An 18,162-nucleotide genomic window follows, 5' to 3' on the forward strand; every position below is an offset into this window, starting at 1 on the left:
GACGTGGCGCTGGCGGGCCTGAACCACAAGCTCGGCTGGCGCGGCACCACCAACACGCTGCTGAACTTTGGCGAAGGCAAGTATCCCGTGGATGGCGAGGCAGGTGCGGTGGGCTACCTCGTGGGGCAAGCGGGCAAGGGGCTGCACTGCATGTTCCACATGATGAACGAGGCGCGCATCGGCATTGGCATGGCGGCCACCATGCTGGGCTTGGCAGGCTACTACGCCAGCCTGGACTACGCCAAGAACCGCCCCCAGGGCCGTCCGGTGCAGGGTCCTAAAGACACCGCTGCCGCCGCTGCCGTGGTCAAGGACGTCGCCCAGCCCCAGGTGCGCATCATTGAGCACGCGGACGTCAAGCGCATGCTGCTGGCGCAAAAGTCGTATGGCGAAGGCGCCCTGGCGCTCAACCTGTTCTGCGCGCGCCTGGTGGACGAGCAGGCCACGGGCGATGCCGCAGCGGCTGACGAAGCCCGCCTGCTGCTGGAGGTGCTGACCCCCATCGCCAAAAGCTGGCCCAGCGAGTGGTGCCTGGAGGCCAACAGCCTGGCCATCCAGATCCATGGCGGCTACGGCTACACGCGCGACTTTCCGGTGGAGCAATACTGGCGCGACAACCGCCTGAACATGATCCACGAAGGCACGCACGGCATCCAGGCCATGGACCTGCTGGGCCGCAAGGTGCTGATGGAAGGCGGGCGGGGGTTGCAACTGCTGGCTGGCCGCATCAACGCCACCATCGAGCGCGCCATCCAGGTGCCATCGCTGGCCGCGCACGCCAACGCGTTGGGCAGTGCGCTGCAGCAGATTGGCGCCGCCACCAAGGCTGCGTGGGCCACTGGGCAACCCCAGGACGCGCTGGCCAACGCTGTGCCCTACATGCAGGCCTTTGGCCACACGGTACTGGCCTGGGTGTGGCTGGACGTGGCGCTGGCCACCTTGCAGGCTGATGGCGCACAGGCGAAACCCGCTAGCGTGGGCCGCATGGGTGCCATGCAATTTTTCTTTAACTACGAGCTACCCAAGATTGGCGCGTGGCTGCAGGTGGTCAGTGCACGTGATGCAACCTGCGCCGCCTTTCCAGAGGATGCGTTCTGATGGCCAGCGCACAAAAGTTGCAGCGCCTGCACAAGATCATCTGGGCACTGATTTACGGCGGCCTGCTGGCGCTGGTGCTGGGCATTGCCACCCAGCGCACCGACCACACCACGGGCTGGGTGCTGATGGTGGTAGGCGGTGTGGTAGCCGTGGCGGGCGTGGTGCTGATTGGCGTGCGAGCCCGGCTGCAGAGCGACCACGACCACTGAAACCGCGACCGACGCGGGGGCGACACAATGGCCCCGCGTTGCATCGCACAATCATTCTTTGCGTGGGGGCGCACCACCAGTGATCCCACCATCCATCCAGAACAGAAGGAGACACACAATGACACGCACCATCCAACAACTGTTTGACCTGACCGGCAAGACCGCGCTGGTCACCGGCGGCTCGCGCGGCCTGGGCCTGCAGCTGGCGCATGCGCTGGGCGAGGCGGGCGCCAAGATCATGCTCAGCTCGCGCAAGGCGTCTGACCTGGAAGAGGCCGCTGCCGACCTGCAGGCTGCTGGCATTGACGCGCGCTGGATAGCAGCCGACTGCGCCAATGAGGCCGACATCCGCCGCTTGGCCGACGAAACCCTGGAGCGCATGGGCCCCGTGGACATCCTGGTCAACAACGCAGGCGCCGCCTGGGGCGCCCCGGCCGAAGACCACCCGGTGGACGCGTGGGACAAGGTGATGAACCTCAACGTGCGCGGCTACTTCATCCTGAGCCAGCACATCGCCAAACACAGCATGATCGCGCGGCGCAGCGGCAGCATCATCAATGTGGCGTCCATCGCAGGCCTGGGCGGCAACCCCAAGGGCATGAACACCATTGCTTACAACACCTCCAAGGGTGCGGTGATCAACTTCACCCGCGCACTGGCCGCTGAATGGGGCGCGTACAACATCCGCGTCAACGCCATCTGCCCGGGCTTCTTCCCCAGCAAGATGACGGTGGGTACGCTCAAGGCCATGGGCGAGGAAGCACTGGCCGCGCACGCCCCTCTGGGCCGCCTGGGCGATGACGAAGATCTGAAGGGCTTGTGCGCGTTGTACGCGTCGGACGCAGGCAAGCACATCACGGGCCAGTGGCTCGCCGTCGACGGCGGTGTGAGCATCGTCACGGGCGGCTAGTCAACAGCGGCGGCAGGGGCGGGCGCCGTTCGCTATGCTCGCGTTTTTGTTCTGAATACCGGAGTTGCCCTTGCTGAAATTCGGCGTCGAGATCCCTTTTGTCAGCCACCTTGGCTTTACGTTGCATCGCATGGAGGGCGGCGAGTCCGAGCTGCGCTACGAAGCCAAGCCCGAGCACCTGAACTCCTTTGACGTGACCCACGGCGGTGCGTCGATGACGCTGCTGGACGTGACCATGGCCACGGCCGCGCGCAGCGATACGCCGGACATGGGTGTGGTGACCATCGAGATGAAGACCAGCTTCATGCAGGCGTCGCGAGGGCCGCTGGTGGCCAAGGGGCGGCTTATCCACCGCACGGCCACCATGGCATTTACCGAAGGCACGGTGTACGACGCGCAAGGCAAGGTGTGCAGCCACGCCACCGGCACGTTCAAGTACGTGCGGCGCCTGCCGGTGGATGGGCGCAATGTGAATGACCTCAAGGTCATTTCCACCGATTGAGTTAATTTTCAAGCCAAATTGGCCTCTAGCGCTTGATGGATAAGCGCTAGCAGCTATTGAATTCATAGTAGTAGACATTCTGAAGGAGCCTTACATGCCACGCAATCAACAAATCGTTCTCGACAACCGCCCCCAGGGTGAAGCCGTGGCCAGCAATTTCAAGCTGGTGGCCACTGACACGCCAGCACTCAAGGACGGTGAAGTGCTGGTGCGCCACCACTTTCTGAGCCTGGACCCCTACATGCGCGGCCGCATGAACGAGAGCAAGAGCTACGCCGCGTCGCAAGGCCTGGGCGAAGTCATGATCGGCGGCACGGTAGGCGAGGTGGCCGAGAGCCGCCACCCCAAGTACGCCGTGGGCGACAAAGTGGTGGGCATGGGCGGTTGGCAGGAGTACAGCGTGATCGACGGCAATGCCGTGGGCGCGCTGCGCAAGGTGGACACCACCCATGTGCCGTTGTCGCACTACCTGGGCGCCGTGGGCATGCCGGGCGTGACAGCCTGGTACGGCCTCGTGAAGATCATTGCGCCCAAGGAAGGCGACACCGTGGTGGTGAGCGCAGCGACCGGTGCGGTAGGCAGTGCCTTTGCCGCCTTGGCCAAGGCCCGTGGCTGCCGTGCCGTAGGTATTGCGGGTGGGGCAGAGAAGTGCAAATACGCGGTGGAAGAGTTGGGCTTTGACGCCTGCATCGACTACAAGGAACACAACGATGTGAAGGCTATGTCCAAGGCCTTGAAGGAAGCCTGCCCGAACGGCATCGACGGCTACTTTGAGAACGTGGGCGGCTGGATCATGGACGCCGTGATGCTGCGCATGAACGCCTTCAGCCGCATGGCCCTGTGCGGGATGATCGCCGGATACGATGGCGCTCCGATGCCCATGTCCAATCCCGCGCTGATGCTGATCAACCGCATGAAGGTCGAAGGCTTCATCGTGAGCGAACACATGGAAGTGTGGCCCGAAGCGCTGAAAGAGCTGGGCACGCTGGTCGGCACCGGCAAGCTGCGCCCCCGCGAGACCATTGCCGAAGGCATTGCCGCTGCGCCTGAAGCGTTCCTGGGCCTGCTCAAGGGCAAAAACTTCGGCAAGCAGCTTGTCAAGCTGATCTGACGATGAGCGCCGTGCCACCCACGCTGCGCTGGACCTGGGCCCGGTTCGACGACCTGGGGGTGCACGCGCTGCACGACGCGCTGGCGCTGCGTTGCAAGGTGTTCATCCTGGAGCAGGGCCCTTACCAGGACCCGGATGGGGCAGACAAGCGGTCGTACCACTTGCTGGGCTATGACGAGGCGGGTATCGCGCAGGCCTGCTTGCGCGTTGCGGACCCGGGCGTGAACTACCCCGAACCCTCCATCGGCCGCGTGGTTACCGCCAAGGAGGCGCGTGGCAACGGCACCGGCCGGGCGTTGATGCAGGAAGGCATCGCCCGCTGCCGCCAGGCGTTTCCCGGACAGGGCATCCGCATCAGCGCGCAGGCCCATCTGCAGGGCTTTTATGGCAGCCTGGGTTTTGTGGCGGTGTCGGACGAGTACCTGGAAGACGACATTCCCCATGTCGAGATGTTGTGGAGCCCCCCATGACCACGGCAACAGCCCCCACCGCCAACCCGGCACGCACGCACGACGTGTTCAATCAGAGCACCCCCTGGGCGGATGTGAACCTGTTCACCACCAACCCACCCTTGCAGGACGCGCTGCGCCTGCACGCTTCCAACCTGCCGTTGGCGGGCCTCACGGCGCTGGGGGCAGAGATGGGGTCGGCCGAGATGCAGGCCCACGCGCGCCTGGCGAATGTGCACAAGCCCCAACTGCGCACGCACGACCGCTTTGGCCACCGCACCGATGTGGTGGAGTTCCACCCCAGCTACCACGCTCTGATGGGCGCCGCCCTGCGCCACGGCCTGCACGCCACGCCGTGGTCGCGCGAGGACACGGGCCACGCCCACATCGAGCGAGCGGCAGGCTTCATGCTGTTCACTGAGGCCGAGCCGTCGGTGCTGTGCCCCGTGTCCATGAGCTATGCGGTCACGCCAGCGCTGCGTGGCAACGCTGCGGTGTGGGCCGACTGGAGCAAAGGCCTGGCCAGCACGCAGTACGACCAACGCCTGGCGCTGTTCTCACAAAAATCCGCGCTCACCATGGGCATGGGCATGACCGAGAAGCAGGGCGGATCGGACGTGCGGGCCAACACCACACAGGCTGTGCCTGATGGCGACGATGCCTGGGGCGCACGCTACCGCATCACCGGCCACAAATGGTTCTTCTCGGCTCCCATGTGCGACGCCTTCCTGATCCTGGCGCAGGCGCCCGGCGGGCTCACCTGTTTCTTCTTGCCGCGCGTGCTGCCGGATGACACGGTGAATACCATCCGCATCCAGCGCCTGAAAGACAAGCTGGGCAACCACGCCAACGCCAGTTCCGAGGTCGAGTTCATCGACGCCCTAGCCTGGCGCGTGGGCGAAGAGTGCCGGGGCGTGGCGCAGATTCTGGAGATGGGCACCATGACCCGGCTGGACTGCGCTTTGGGCACCAGCGGACTCATGCGGCAGGCGCTCAGCATCGCGCTGCACCACACGCGCCAGCGCTCGGCCTTTGGCAAAAAACTCATCGACCAGCCGCTCATGCGCAACGTGCTGGCCGACCTTGCTCTCGAAAGTGAAGCGGCTACCGCACTGTCCATAAGGCTTGCGAGTGCTTTTGACCACAAAGAAAAGAGCGAACACGAGGCCATCATGGCCCGCCTGCTCACGCCCGTGGCCAAGTTCTGGGTCTGCAAGCGCGGCAGCGCGTTTGCGCAAGAGGCCATGGAATGCCTGGGCGGCAACGGCTATGTGGAGGAGGGCGGCGAAGGCGTGATGGCCCGCATCTACCGCGAGATGCCGCTTAACTCCATCTGGGAGGGCGCGGGCAACATCATGGCGCTGGATTTGATGCGCGCTGTGCGCCGCGCCGACACAGCCGCCGCCCTGGCCGCCGCCCTGGCCCCCGCACGCGGCGCCCACCCGGCGCTGGACCGTCTGGCCGGCGCGCTGCCTCTGCGCGTGGACGCCATGACCACCGAGGCAGAGGCCCGGCGCCTCGCGCAGGACGTGGCGCTGGCCGTGCAGGCGTCCCTGCTGCTGCGCAGTGCGCCCGGCGCCGTGTTCCGCGCGTTTTGCGACTCGCGCCTCTCCGGCGACTGGGGCTACAGCTTTGGCACGCTGGGCGCGGGTGTGAACCTTGACGCCATCTTGGCCCGCGCGCTGCCGACATGAAGCTCCCCCTGAGGCGCTTCGCGCCTTCCCCCTCTCTCGACTCACTGCGTGAGTCGGGAGGGGGACGCCCCCAGCGCGGCGGGGCGGCCCTTGCGCGGGGGGCGCTGGCTTTGGCTGCGCCAGGATCACACGTTGTCACCAGTGTCAGCCCCAGCGGGCACGTCGTAAATCTTCCGAGGAGTAACCCATGTCCCATCTCATCCTGCACCACTATCCCTCGTCGCCGTTCTCCGAAAAAATCCGCGCTGCGCTCGGCTTCAAGCAACTGGCCTGGAAGTCCGTGATCATCCCCAGCGTCATGCCCAAGCCGGATGTGGTGGCGCTGACCGGCGGCTACCGCAAGACGCCGTTTTTGCAGATTGGCGCCGACATCTACTGTGACTCGGCCCTGATTTGCGACGTGCTTGAGCACGAGCAGCCTGAGCCGGTGCTGTACCCGCCCCACCTCAAAGGGGTGGCCCGCGTATTTGCGCAATGGGCCGACACCACGCTGTTCTGGGCTGCCATGGCCTACAACCTGCAGCCCAAGGGTGCTGCGGTGTTGTTTGCCAACCTGCCGCCTGCCGCTGCGCAAGTGTTTGGCGAAGACCGCCGCGAGATGAGTTCGGGCATGCAGCGTCTGCGCCCGGCCGACGCCACCGCCGCCTACCGCTCGTACCTGCGCCGCATCGCCCATATGGCCGAAGAGCATGATTTTCTTTTCGGCGCCGAGCCCTGTCTCGCCGACTTTGCGGCCTACCACCCGTTGTGGTTCACGCGCCAGTGTGTGCCGGTGATGGCGGACATCTTCACCAACACCCCCGCCGTGCTGGAGTGGATGGACCGCATTGCCGCGCTGGGCCATGGCCGCATGGAGAAGTTCAGCGCCCAGGACGCCATCACCGTGGCCGCAGGCCTCGACCCCTTGCCCCTGATGGACGACGTTTTTCAGGATGAGCATGGCATCCCGCTGGGCAGCCAGGTCACGATTGCTGCCGAAACGTTTGGCACCGAACCGACAGAAGGCGAGCTGATCGCCGCCACCCGCACCCGCTACACACTGCGCCGCAACGACCCGCGTGCCGGAACGGTGCATGTGCACTTCCCACGCATCGGGTACGTGCTGCGACAGGCTGCGCCCTGAGCGGCCGCACCGCAGCTTTCGCCACCCCGCCCGGTCGGGCTGAGCCTGTCCAAGCTGAGGCGCGCCCCGTAAGAAGCCTTTAGACAGGCTCAGGGCAAACGGTTGAAACGTCGTTGTTGGCGCAAGCAAGAAAATTAAAACAATCCACCGTTCAATTCAAGGAGACAAAAACATGATCGACAACTTTGCTGGCAAAACTGCCGTCCTCACCGGCGCAGGCTCGGGCTTTGGCCTGGAATGCGCGCGCATTGGCGCCCGCCTGGGCATGAACCTGGTGCTGGTGGATGTGCAGCAGGACGCGCTCGACGCTGCCACTGCCGAGATGCAGGCTGCAGGCGCACAGGTGCTGGCCCGCAAGGTGGATGTATCCAACGCCGCGCAGATGGAGCAACTGGCTGCCGACGTGCAGCAGCGCTTTGGCGCACCGCACCTGGTGTTCAACAACGCGGGCGTGGGCGCAGGTGGCCTGGTGTGGGAGAACTCGGTCAAGGACTGGGAATGGGTGCTGGGCGTGAACCTGTGGGGCGTGGTGCACGGCGTGCGGCTGTTCACCCCCATGATGCTGGCAGCAGCCAAGGCCGACCCGGCGTGGCGGGGCCACATCGTCAACACCGCCAGCATGGCCGGCCTACTGAATGCGCCCAACATGGGCATCTACAACGTGAGCAAACACGCAGTGGTCAGCCTGTCGGAGACGCTGTACCAGGACTTGTCGCTGGTCACGGACCAGGTCAGCGCCAGCGTGCTCTGCCCCTTCTTTGTGCCCACCGGCATCAGCCAGAGCCACCGCAACCGGCCGCAGGACATGGCGGTGGACAAGCCCACCAAGAGCCAGCTCATCGGCCAGGCCATGAGCGACAAGGCTGTGGGCAGCGGCAAGGTGACTGCGGCCGAGGTGGCGCAAAAGGTGTTCGATGCGGCGGCCCAGGGCCAGTTCTACATCTATAGCCACCCCAAGGCCCTGGCCTCGGTGCAGACGCGCATGGAAGACGTGATGATGGGCCGCAATCCCACCGATCCGTTTGCAGCCAAGCCTGAACTGGGGGCGCAGCTGCGCACCGCGCTGCGGGCGGATTGACGGCCTTATCGGACAGGGCGGACAGTGCGGTGAAAAATGTGAGTGAAAATGGCCTCTAGCGCTTATCCAATAAGCGCTAGTAGCTATAAAATTAGTAGTAATTGACCTTGCTTGCCGCATCGGCCCACCCCGCATCTGACAGCGCTTCGGCCCATGGCCATGCGCTGTTCGACACCGCCATCGGCACCTGTGGCATTGCCTGGGGGCCGGGCGGCATTGTGGCGGTGCAGCTGCCCGAGGTGGATGCGGCAGCCACGCAAGTGCGTTTGCTGCGGGGGCTGCTCGTGCCGTGTGCCAACTTTGCAGACCCGCCCCCCACCGTGCGCAACGCCATCGACGGCGTGCAGGCGCTGTTGACCGGCCATTCACTCGACCTGCGCGAGGTGCCGCTGGACATGTCGCGCATCTCTCCGTTTCACCAGCAGGTCTATGCACTGGCCCGGGCCATAGCCCCTGGCACCACGCGCACCTATGGCGAGTTGGCCGAGCAATTGGGCGGCAAAGGACTGTCGCGGGCAGTGGGGCAGGCCCTGGGGCTGAACCCTTTTGCCCCTGTGGTGCCATGCCACCGTGTGCTGGCGGCAGGGGGCAAGGCCGGCGGGTTTTCTGCGGGCGGCGGTGCGGCCACCAAGCTGCGCATGCTGGAGATTGAAGGCGCCGTCATGGGTGGAACGTTGCCGCTCTTCGGGTAGGCCCGGTTGCAGCAAAGCGTAAGGACTGTTTGCAATCCGTGCATTGCGTTCGCTAGCGAACAGACGGTGTGCGTGGGCCGCTTGTACAAGAACATTAGAGCGTAGCTGTTCGTCAGCCGCGCAGTTCACTTGTACAAGGAGCTCCATGTCCTCTTCAACCCTTATTTGCTCTGCATGGAACACCTCCTGCGCGGGGCAGCCTGCCGATATGTCGTTGGTGGAGCTGTCCACGCTGGGTGACCACCTTGCGCATTGCGGCGCGTTGCGCGGGCCCTTCGACAGCTTTGTGGCGGGTGCGGGTCTGCTGCAAGCCCTGGTGGCCAACCATGTGGTGACGGTGGCGCTGTTGATCACGTTGGTGGTGGGTGCTGTATCGCTGGTCGTTTAGGCGTGGCGCGGATGGGATTGCGCACGCAGTGGCCATGGATACCCGCTGCCATTGACCGCATGCTGGACGCCCGGGCGGGCCAGGTGCTGGAGCCGCTGCGCGCAGAAGTTTTTGGCATAACGCGGTTTGAGGAACATGGCCGTCATCTGGGCGCATCGCATGACGCAGGCAAGGCGCCGTTCGGCAGCACCACGTTTTACCCGCGGCTGCAGAGCAACATCCGCGCCCTGCGCACCTCCTACCAGTACATCTTTGACGCGCCGCACGACGAACACTCCATCAGCCCGGCGGCCGAATGGCTGTTTGATAACTTTCACCTCATCGAAAGCCAGCTCAAGGAGATCCGAGCCGGGCTCCCGCCGCGCTACTACCGCTCGCTGCCCCTGTTGCAGAACGCGCCCCTCGCAGGGTTGCCGCGTGTGTACGGGCTGGCGTGGTCGTTTGTGGCGCATACCGACAGTGCGTTTGACGAATCGCTGCTCGCGCATTTTCTCAATGCCTACCAGAGCGAGCGCGAACTGACCCAGGGTGAGCTGTGGGCGCTGCCCACAACGCTGCGGGTGGTGTTGATTGAAAACCTGCGGCGTCTGGCGGAGCGCCTGGCCAGCCACAAGGCCGCGCAAGAACTGGCCAGCCTGTGTGCCGCCCGCTGCAAGGACCTCACTGCACCGATGCTGGACGCTGCGTGGGCGGCCATGGACCGGCGCGGTGTGGGGGCTGTGTTTCTGGTGCATCTGGCGCAGGCGACAGCGGGGCGACGCGTACCGGGTGGGCATGCCCAGGCCGTGCTGCCGGTGCAGCTGTGGCTGCAGACGGCGGTGCCCGACCTGGTCGCGCTGCAAACCCGTCAGCAGATCGACCAGGCCGCTGACCAGCTCAGCATGGGCAATGCCGTGACCGCGTTGCGGCTGATTGGCGCGGCCGATTGGTCCGACATCGTTTGCCAGACAAGCCTGGTGCTGCGCGTGATGCTGCAGTCGCCCGTTTTTTTGGCCGAAGACGAAGCCACCCGCAACACCACGCTGCATGGCATAGAACGCCTGTCTTCCCGAAGTGGGCAAGGCGAAGCGGCGGTGGCCCAGGCTCTGCTGGCACTGATGACCGGCGCCACAGAAGCGGCTGCATTGGCTGGGTACTGGTTGCAGGGAGCAGGACGTGCGCAGCTGGAGCAAACCTTGGGCGCTCGGCGCCACACGGCTGACGCAGTGGCAGTCTGGCGATCTGCCGCTGCGTTGTCGCGCGTTCCTTTGTATCTGGGCGCGTTGCTGGTCGGCACCCTGGGTTTGCTGGCGTGGCTGATGGTGCCGCTGTGGGGCACCTTGTCAGGGCGTAACGCAGATGCGTTGCAGGGGCTGGGCTTGGGTCTGGTGGCGGCGCTGCTGTTGTTGCCGCTGTCGGAAATTGTGGTGGCTGTGGTCAACCGCCTCATTGGCGAATCGGTCAAACCCACCTATATGCCGCGCTACCTGTTTCCTGCAGGCATCCCGCCCAGCGCGCGCACCCTGGTGGCGATACCTGCCATGCTCAGCAGCACAGGCACGGTCACACGGCTGGTGCACCGGTTGCACCTGCACTACCTCGCCAACCCCGAGCCGCACGCGCAATTTGCACTGCTGACGGACGGAGTCGATGCCCACACGGCCGACCTGCCTGACGACGCCGCTTTGCTGGCCCATGCGCAGCACCTGATGCAGGCGCTGAACGCGCAGCACCCGGTCGATGCGGGCGCGCCGCTGCGTTTTGTGTTGCTGCACCGCGCCCGCATGTTCAGCCGCACCCAGCAGCAATGGATTGGCTGGGAGCGAAAGCGCGGCAAACTTGAGCAACTGGTGGCCACGCTGGCCACGGGCGAGCTGGGCGCATTCTGTGAACTGGGCAACCTGTCGCAGCTGGCGCCGAACACGCGGTATGTTCTGACGCTGGACAGCGACACCCAGTTGCCCCCCGGCCGCCTGCGCAGCCTGGTGGGCGTGGCCGAGCACCCCGAGAACCAGCCCCGTCTGGATGCCAGCGGCCAGCGCGTGGTGCAGGGCTACGGCATCTTGCAGCCGCGTGTACTGGCCCCGCTGCCCGTGCACGCTACGACGTCGCTATGGCAGTGGCTGTTTGCGGGCCAGCAGGGGCTGGACCCCTACAGCGCCATGACGTCCGACGTCTACCAGGACTTTTTTGCCGAAGGCAGCTTTACCGGCAAGGGCCTGCTGCATGTGGCTACCGTGCACGCGGTTCTGGGGGGGCGCCTGCCCGAAGACCAGGTGCTCAGCCACGATCTATTGGAAGGCGCATTGGCGCGCTGCGCAGTGGTGAGCGACGTGACGCTGGTGGAGGCCGAGCCCGATCACAGCGACACCGCAGCTTCGCGTCTGCACCGCTGGACGCGGGGGGACTGGCAGTTGTGGCCGTTTCTGCGCCACGCCCACCGCTGGGGCATCGGCCCCATCCACCGCTGGAAGCTGCTGGACAACCTGCGCCGCTCGTTGGTGGCCCCGGCTTCGCTATTGCTGACGGTGCTGGCTTTTATGGGGGTCGGTTTGCCTTTGACGACCACCTTGGCCGTGGTGGTGGCAGCGTACACAGCCGCACCCCTGATGGGCGCGCTGGCAGGCTGGGTGCCCAGCCGGTGGGGACAGGTGGGCGTGCGTTTTGTGCACGAGGCATCGGTCGATCTTTTGCGGGCGCTTGCCACGGGTGTGTGGCATCTGGCGCTGCTGCCGCAGCAGGCATGGCTGCTGGGCGATGCCGTGGTGCGCACCGTGCACCGGCAGGTCGTAAGCCGTCGGCGTCTGCTGGAATGGACCACGGCCGAGGCTGCGCAGAACGCCCTGAGCGCCAGCCTGCGCGCTACGCTGCGGCGGCACGTGATTGCGCCTGTGCTGGCGGTGGCCTGCGCTTTGGCGCTGTGGGGTTTTGGGCAGAGCCCGGAGGGGGGCGCCTGGAGGCTACTGACAACTGCCTGGCCCGTGCTGGTGCTGTGGGCGCTGGCGCCACTGCTGGTGTGGTGCGCCAACCTCACCCGGCGCGGCGCCGATACGCAACCCTTGGCAACGCAAGACCGCGTGCTGCTGGAGGGCGTGGCGCGCGACACCTGGCGGTTGTTTGAACGCTGTGTAGACGCGCAGAACCACCACCTACCGCCCGACAACCTGCAAACCGCCCCGTACGAAATGCTGGCGCGCCGCACATCGCCCACCAACATCGGGCTGTATCTGCTGAGCACGGCGTGCGCACGCCAGTTTGGCTGGATCGGCACCCAGGATCTGCTGGACCGGATGGAAGCCACACTGGCCACCTTGCGCACCATGGAGCGCTACCGGGGGCATTTTTTGAACTGGTACGACACCGAAACGGCGCTGCCACTGCACCCGCGCTATGTGTCGACGGTTGACAGCGGCAACCTGTGCGCCCATCTGGTGGCAGTGTCGCAGGCGTGTTGTGCCTTGGCCCGGCAACCATTGGACCCGCAAGCGGGTGCACTGGCCACGCGCACATCGCTTGCGCGACTGCAACCGCGGTTGGGTTTGCTTGCGCAGGGCGCAACGGGCCGGGTGCCCCACCCGGCGCTCAGTCGCCTGCTGGGCATGCGCCCACCTTCTGCCGACCAGTTGGAAGATGCCGCTGCGTTCCGTGCGCTGCTTGTGCAGGCGCAAGACGAATTGCGCCAGATGGCGCTACCGCACAACCCGGCCGTCGTTCATACCCCGCCCACGGAGCGGGATGAACTACTGTGGCTGCTGGCCGACCACCTGACCACGTTGCAATCAGCAGACCGCGATGCCGTGGCTGCGCTGCAAGGGGGCGCTGCAGTTGCCAGTGATCGCCTGATGGCACTTGCCGAAGCCTTTGACGCCCTCGCGTGGCAGGCGGATTTCCGCTTTCTGTACCACCCCAAGCGGCACCTGCTGCACATCGGCTACCGGCTGGACGACCAGCAGCTTGACGCTTCGTTTTATGACCTGCTGGCGTCCGAGTCGCGCACCACCAGTCTTTTTGCAATGGCCAAAGGTGATCTGCCTATGCGGCATTGGCCAGCGCTGGGGCGCCCGTTTTTTGCCAATGGCTTTCATGCGGTGCTGCGGTCGTGGTCGGGCTCGATGTTCGAGTACCTCATGCCCACGCTGGTGATGGCAGAGCCCTACGACAGTGCGCTGAGCGAAGCAGGGCGCTCGGCCCTGCATGAGCACATGGCGTTTGTGCAGCGTGTGAAACTCGACATGGGGTTGGAGGGGAGCGTTCCGTGGGGAATATCCGAGTGTGCTTACGCAGGACGCGATCACACGCTGGCCTATCAGTACGCTCCCCAGGGTGTGCCCCGTTTGGCCCTGCGCCGTGCGCCCGTGGGTGAGCTGGTGATAGCGCCGTATGCCACGGCCCTGGCAACCCAGGTCGATGTGGGTGCGGCTTGCGCCAACTTCCGCGCACTGGCGCGTCTGTCAGCACGCGGGCGCTATGGCTTTTATGAGGCGCTAGACTTCACCCGCGAGCGCCAGACCCACGGTGAAAAATTCACGCGGGTCAGCACGTACATGGCCCATCACCAGGGCATGACCATCGTGGCGCTGGCCAATGTGCTGCTGGGCGGCGTGGCACAGCGCTGGGGTGTGGCCCACGCGCGCATCGAGGCCATGCTGCCCCTGCTGCAGGAACGCGCCCCGCGCGAACTGCCCGCGCTGGTAGTTACGCCGCCCCGGCTGCTGCCGCACGCGCGCCAGCAAAAGACCCCCGGCCATGTGCGCCCGGTGGTGCCCGGCGCCCAGGCGCTGGAACCTACGCACCTGCTCAGTAACGGGCGCTACAGCGTGACCTTGCGCGCCAATGGCGCAGGCTGGAGCCGCTGGCATCAAACCGGCATCAGCCGCTGGCGCGATGACGCGCTGCGCGATGCGCAAGGCAGCTTCCTGTATGTGCGCCAGGCAGATTCCAGCGTGCCGGTGTCCATCACCAGCCATCCGGCGCCAGACGCCCGGGCGGTGTACCACAGCATCTTTCACACCGACCGCGTGTGTTTTGACGCGCTGTGGCCCGGGCTCAAGGCGCACACCACCGTGTGGGTCAGCCCTGAAGACGACATTGAGCTGCGCAAGGTGGTGATAAGCAACCTGGGCGACGAGGTGGTCGAGCTGGAGCTGATTTCGGCGCTGGACATCACACTGGCTACCCATGCGGCCGATGAGGCGCACCCTGCGTTTTCCAACTTGTTTGTGCAGGCCGAATGGCTCCCAGCGCAGCAGGCCCTGCGGTTTGTGCGCACGCCGCGTCTACAGACCGAAGCCACGCTGCAGGCTGCGCATTTTGTGGCCGACGCCGAAGGTCAGGTGCTGGGACTGCGCTGCCAGACCGATCGACGGCTTTGGCTGGGGCGCAACCACACCCCCGCGCAGCCCCTGGCCGCGCTCAATCGTGCGCCCGGTGTGCAAACCACGCTGGACACTGGGCTGGACCCAGTGGCCGCACTGGGGGTCATGCTGCGCATCGCGCCTGGCGCCCAGGCTTGCGTCATTTTCGCCACGGCGGCGTCGCAAGACCCTGGCACGCTGTCGGCCATCATCGACAAGTACCGCCAACCTACCTATCTGGAGCGGGCATCGGCGATGTCGGCCACGCTGGCCAGCATTCAGTGGGCATCGCATCGCCCCCACCGCGACTATTTGCCAGCGTTGCAGGCCTTGACGACAGCGCTGGTCATGACGCTGCCCAAGCTAGATGGGTTTAACGCGGGCATGCTGGCCACGCCGCTTGCACCCCATCGCGTGTGCGACCGGAGAGCGTTGTGGCAGCTGGGTATTTCGGGTGATCGACCCCTGGTGCTGGTGGTGGCTGGGCCGCCCCAGGGTGTGGGCCTGCTGCGCACCATGGCGCAGGCCTTGCGCGAATGGGCGCGCGGTGGCGTGTCGTGTGACATGGTGGTGTTGAGCACTGAGGCTCACTCGTACGAGATGCCCCTGCAGCGCGAACTGACCCTGCTGCGCGAACACCACGACACCGATCTGCAGACCCATTCTGGCCCGGCCGTCACCGGCTTTCACGTGCTGCGATTGGACGAGCTTTCCGTCAACCAGCTGGGTACTTTTGCCAGCCTGGCACGCATCACCCTTCAGGCGGACGGTCATCCCCTAATGCACCAGGTCAAGGCCTGGGTCGCAGAGCAAAGCGCAGCGACGCTGACGCCCTGGCGCGGGGGGGCTACTGATGAGGTGCGCACGCACCAGAGCAGTACACGGGTACTTGCGTCCGAGGGCAGCTTTGCGCCCGGTACAGGGACTTTCGAGTTTGACGTAGCCACTGGTTTGCGTCCCCCCAAGCCATGGGTCAATGTGCTGGCGAACCCCCACATGGGCGCACAGGTGTCGGAGACCGGGGCAGGCAATACCTGGGCTTTGAACAGTCGTCTCAACCAGCTCACGGCGTGGTCCAACGACCCGGTGGCGGATCCGCCCACCGAATGGCTGCTGCTGCAAGACCGCCGCACGCGCGACGTGTGGAGCCTTGCGCCATCAGCCTGGGGCGCAGGTGATGCGGTCTACCGTGTGCAGCACGCACAGGGCACTACCACCATCAGCCACCGCCGCGGTGCGCTGGAGGTGGTTGTGCGCTGGTGTGTAGACCCTGTCACCGCTATCAAGCAAGTGCATGTGGTGGTGCGCAACCTGGGCGGGCGGCGCGCACACCTGCGCCTGGTGGGCATGGTGGAATGGATGATGGGCGAAAAACGCGGTGACCGCGCCACGCTGGCGACGGCGCCCTGTTTTGCGCCGATGCCCGATGGTCGGCTGCTGGGCCTGCTGTGTACACAGACGGAGGAAGCCGCCGGATTTGGAGGTGGCACGGCTTTCTTTTGCGAGTCATCGGCCGGGCCAGGAACGGATGACCGTACCAACGAGAGCCTGGACTGGACTTGCGACCGCCGCGAATTTTTTGATGCCAGAGGCGACCTGGTGCTGCCATTGCAGATGGCGCAACGCAGCGGCTTCGGACTGGACCCCTGCGCGGCCATGTCCCGCATGGTGACGCTGCGAGCGGGTGCATCGTTTGAGCGCGTGTACCTGATGGGGTACGCACCTACCGAAGCGGCTGCACGCAAGCTGATGGTCGGCGCATTGGGTGTGGCGGCAGGCGCGCGCGAAGCCGCCACCATAGCCCAGTGGAATGCGTTGCTGAGCGCTACACAGGTCACCACGCCAGACCCTTTGTTCGATGTGATGGTCAATCGCTGGTTGCTGTACCAGACCGTGGCTTCGCGGCTGTATGCCAAGGCAGGCTTTTACCAGGCGGGTGGTGCCACGGGGTACCGGGACCAGTTACAGGACACCATGGCTCTCACGTGGGCGCAACCTGGCGCCTTGCGCGCGCAGATCGTGCTGTGCGCATCACGCCAGTTCGAGGCCGGCGACGTGCAGCACTGGTGGCACAGCCCGGGCGGTGCCGGGGTGCGAACGCATTTTTCAGACGACCTGCTTTGGCTACCTTTTGCGTGCGCGCACTACCTGCAGCGCACGGCAGACAGTGCATTGCTCAACGAGCTGGTCCCGTTTCTGGAAGGTTCTTCGATCCCCGAGGGGGCAGAAGACGTGTATGAAACGCCTCGCACCAGTGCGGTCACCGCCAGTGTGTACGAGCACGCAGCGCGCGCCATCGACCACAGCCTGCGCACGGGTGTCCACGGTCTGCCCCTGATGGGCGGTGGCGACTGGAACGATGGCATGAACCGCGTGGGCGATGGCGGCCGTGGGGAATCGGTGTGGCTGGCGTGGTTCTTGTGCGCCATCGTCATCGACTGGATACCCCTGGCTCGCCAGCAAGGCGACCTGGCCCGTGTGCAACGCTGGTATACCGCGCTGAACGGCTGGCGTGCTGCGCTGGCCACCGAGGCCTGGGACGGCGACTGGTACAAGCGCGCCTTTTTTGACGACGGCACCCCCTTGGGCACGCATACCCGCCACGAGGGGCGTATTGACCTTATTGCGCAGGCCTGGGCCGTTCTGTCGGGCGTGGCAAGCCCTGAACGCCAGCAGTTGGCGATGGCTGCTGTGGAGGAGCACCTTGTCAACGCCGAGGCAGGGCTGATTCAACTGCTGGCCCCGGCATTGCGCCACGCGGCGCCCAGCGCGGGCTACATCCAGGCCTATCCGCCCGGCGTGCGCGAAAACGGGGGGCAATATGCGCATGGTGGTGTCTGGGCGCTGATGGCTGCAGCAGCACTGGCGGTACAAGCGTCTCAACAGGCCGGCGGAGGCGATGCGGAGGCCTTGGGCGACGTGCCGTACCGCTACTTCACCTATCTGAGCCCCGCACACCGTGCGCAGCATGCCGAGTGGGGACCGTCGTATGGCGTGGAGCCCTATGTGATGGCGGCCGACACTTACAGCCAACCACCCTACGTGGGGCGCGGCGGCTGGAGCTGGTACACCGGGGCGGCAGGGTGGCTGCACCGCGCAGCGGTAGAGTCGATTGTGGGCTTGCAGATGAGTGCCCATGAGCTGTTCTTTACGCCCTGTCTGCCATCGCACTGGCCCGGCGCAGAGATCAGCCTGACGCGGGCAGGGTGCACGCTGCGGTTCATCCTGGTGCGCATGGCGGCCAGTGAGTGGGAGTCAAACCGCAGGCCGGACAAGGTTGTCGCTGGCGCCAGTTGGCTGCACGTTGGCCAACGGCTTCGATGGGCGGACATTTCGGTGGATTCCTGCTTTGTTGTGCCTATTGGCATCTCTCCGACAGGCACTGACCCAGACATTGAACGCGCTTTGTAAGTGCAGGTTAGGTAAAAGTGTGTATGTTCGGTACCGTACAGACCACCCGGCGCGCACCTTTGCATACTGGTACGGACGCAACGCGGCGGCATCTTTTGTATAGGATGTCTGCCGCTTAACTTCAGGCATTCCCATCAAAAAATTGAAGTCATCCCCCCTGCAGA

12 protein-coding genes are annotated in these 18,162 nt (G+C 65.3%); all 12 read left to right on the forward strand.

The window, feature by feature from the left end; translation table 11 throughout:
- Positions 1-1,098, forward strand: a 1,098-nt coding sequence (locus ACK4OE_RS17450; RefSeq protein ID WP_409886479.1) for an acyl-CoA dehydrogenase, incomplete at its 5' end; no start/stop codon positions are given.
- A complete protein-coding gene (locus tag ACK4OE_RS17455; RefSeq protein WP_409886481.1) occupies positions 1,098-1,307 on the forward strand; it encodes a hypothetical protein in 210 nt (69 codons plus the stop codon). The genes ACK4OE_RS17450 and ACK4OE_RS17455, both read left to right, overlap by 1 nt.
- A gap of 118 nt (positions 1,308-1,425) precedes the next feature.
- Positions 1,426-2,217, forward strand: coding sequence for an SDR family oxidoreductase (locus ACK4OE_RS17460; protein WP_409886484.1), 792 nt, complete (start codon positions 1,426-1,428; stop codon positions 2,215-2,217).
- A gap of 70 nt (positions 2,218-2,287) precedes the next feature.
- The gene (locus tag ACK4OE_RS17465; protein WP_409886486.1) at positions 2,288-2,719 is read left to right on the forward strand and encodes a PaaI family thioesterase; all 432 of its coding nucleotides are present in this window, start codon (positions 2,288-2,290) and stop codon (positions 2,717-2,719) included.
- 94 nt (positions 2,720-2,813) lie between these two features.
- Positions 2,814-3,830 (forward strand): NADP-dependent oxidoreductase, encoded by a 1,017-nt coding sequence (locus ACK4OE_RS17470; protein WP_409886488.1) that lies wholly within the window; start codon positions 2,814-2,816, stop codon positions 3,828-3,830.
- Positions 3,831-3,832: 2 nt separating this feature from the next.
- Entirely contained in the window at positions 3,833-4,300 is a 468-nt protein-coding gene (locus ACK4OE_RS17475; RefSeq protein WP_409886490.1) for a GNAT family N-acetyltransferase, read from the forward strand.
- Complete coding sequence (locus tag ACK4OE_RS17480; protein WP_409886492.1) at positions 4,297-5,973, forward strand: isovaleryl-CoA dehydrogenase; 1,677 nt, start codon at positions 4,297-4,299, stop codon at positions 5,971-5,973. The genes ACK4OE_RS17475 and ACK4OE_RS17480 overlap by 4 nt, the downstream gene beginning before the upstream one ends.
- Positions 5,974-6,160: 187 nt before the next feature.
- Positions 6,161-7,096 carry a glutathione S-transferase family protein gene (locus ACK4OE_RS17485; protein ID WP_409886494.1) on the forward strand — a complete coding sequence of 312 codons (936 nt, stop codon included), beginning with the start codon at positions 6,161-6,163 and terminating at the stop codon, positions 7,094-7,096.
- A 172-nt stretch (positions 7,097-7,268) separates the two neighbouring features.
- Complete coding sequence (locus ACK4OE_RS17490) at positions 7,269-8,174, forward strand: SDR family oxidoreductase (protein WP_409886495.1); 906 nt, start codon at positions 7,269-7,271, stop codon at positions 8,172-8,174.
- A 101-nt stretch (positions 8,175-8,275) separates the two neighbouring features.
- Positions 8,276-8,866, forward strand: a complete 591-nt coding sequence (locus ACK4OE_RS17495; RefSeq protein ID WP_409886497.1) for a methylated-DNA--[protein]-cysteine S-methyltransferase — start codon at positions 8,276-8,278, stop codon at positions 8,864-8,866.
- A 145-nt stretch (positions 8,867-9,011) separates the two neighbouring features.
- Positions 9,012-9,254, forward strand: coding sequence for a hypothetical protein (locus ACK4OE_RS17500; RefSeq protein WP_409886499.1), 243 nt, complete (start codon positions 9,012-9,014; stop codon positions 9,252-9,254).
- A 59-nt stretch (positions 9,255-9,313) separates the two neighbouring features.
- Positions 9,314-17,998, forward strand: a complete 8,685-nt coding sequence (locus ACK4OE_RS17505; protein WP_409886523.1) for a GH36-type glycosyl hydrolase domain-containing protein — start codon at positions 9,314-9,316, stop codon at positions 17,996-17,998.
- Positions 17,999-18,162: the final 164 nt, after the last annotated feature.

The organism is Acidovorax sp. (assembly GCF_046314175.1).
In the GTDB taxonomy this organism is placed as follows: domain Bacteria; phylum Pseudomonadota; class Gammaproteobacteria; order Burkholderiales; family Burkholderiaceae_C; genus Acidovorax.

Excerpts from the sequence above, each read along its gene's own strand:
- ACK4OE_RS17475 (WP_409886490.1), top strand. The coding sequence starts at position 3,833 with ATGAGCGCCGTGCCACCCACGCTGCGCTGGACCTGGGCCCGGTTCGAC.
- ACK4OE_RS17470 (WP_409886488.1), top strand. The coding sequence starts at position 2,814 with ATGCCACGCAATCAACAAATCGTTCTCGACAACCGCCCCCAGGGTGAA.
- ACK4OE_RS17485 (WP_409886494.1), top strand. The coding sequence starts at position 6,161 with ATGTCCCATCTCATCCTGCACCACTATCCCTCGTCGCCGTTCTCCGAA.
- ACK4OE_RS17490 (WP_409886495.1), top strand. The coding sequence starts at position 7,269 with ATGATCGACAACTTTGCTGGCAAAACTGCCGTCCTCACCGGCGCAGGC.
- ACK4OE_RS17480 (WP_409886492.1), top strand. The coding sequence starts at position 4,297 with ATGACCACGGCAACAGCCCCCACCGCCAACCCGGCACGCACGCACGAC.
- ACK4OE_RS17455 (WP_409886481.1), top strand. The coding sequence starts at position 1,098 with ATGGCCAGCGCACAAAAGTTGCAGCGCCTGCACAAGATCATCTGGGCA.
- ACK4OE_RS17460 (WP_409886484.1), top strand. The coding sequence starts at position 1,426 with ATGACACGCACCATCCAACAACTGTTTGACCTGACCGGCAAGACCGCG.
- ACK4OE_RS17505 (WP_409886523.1), top strand. The coding sequence starts at position 9,314 with ATGCTGGACGCCCGGGCGGGCCAGGTGCTGGAGCCGCTGCGCGCAGAA.
- ACK4OE_RS17500 (WP_409886499.1), top strand. The coding sequence starts at position 9,012 with ATGTCCTCTTCAACCCTTATTTGCTCTGCATGGAACACCTCCTGCGCG.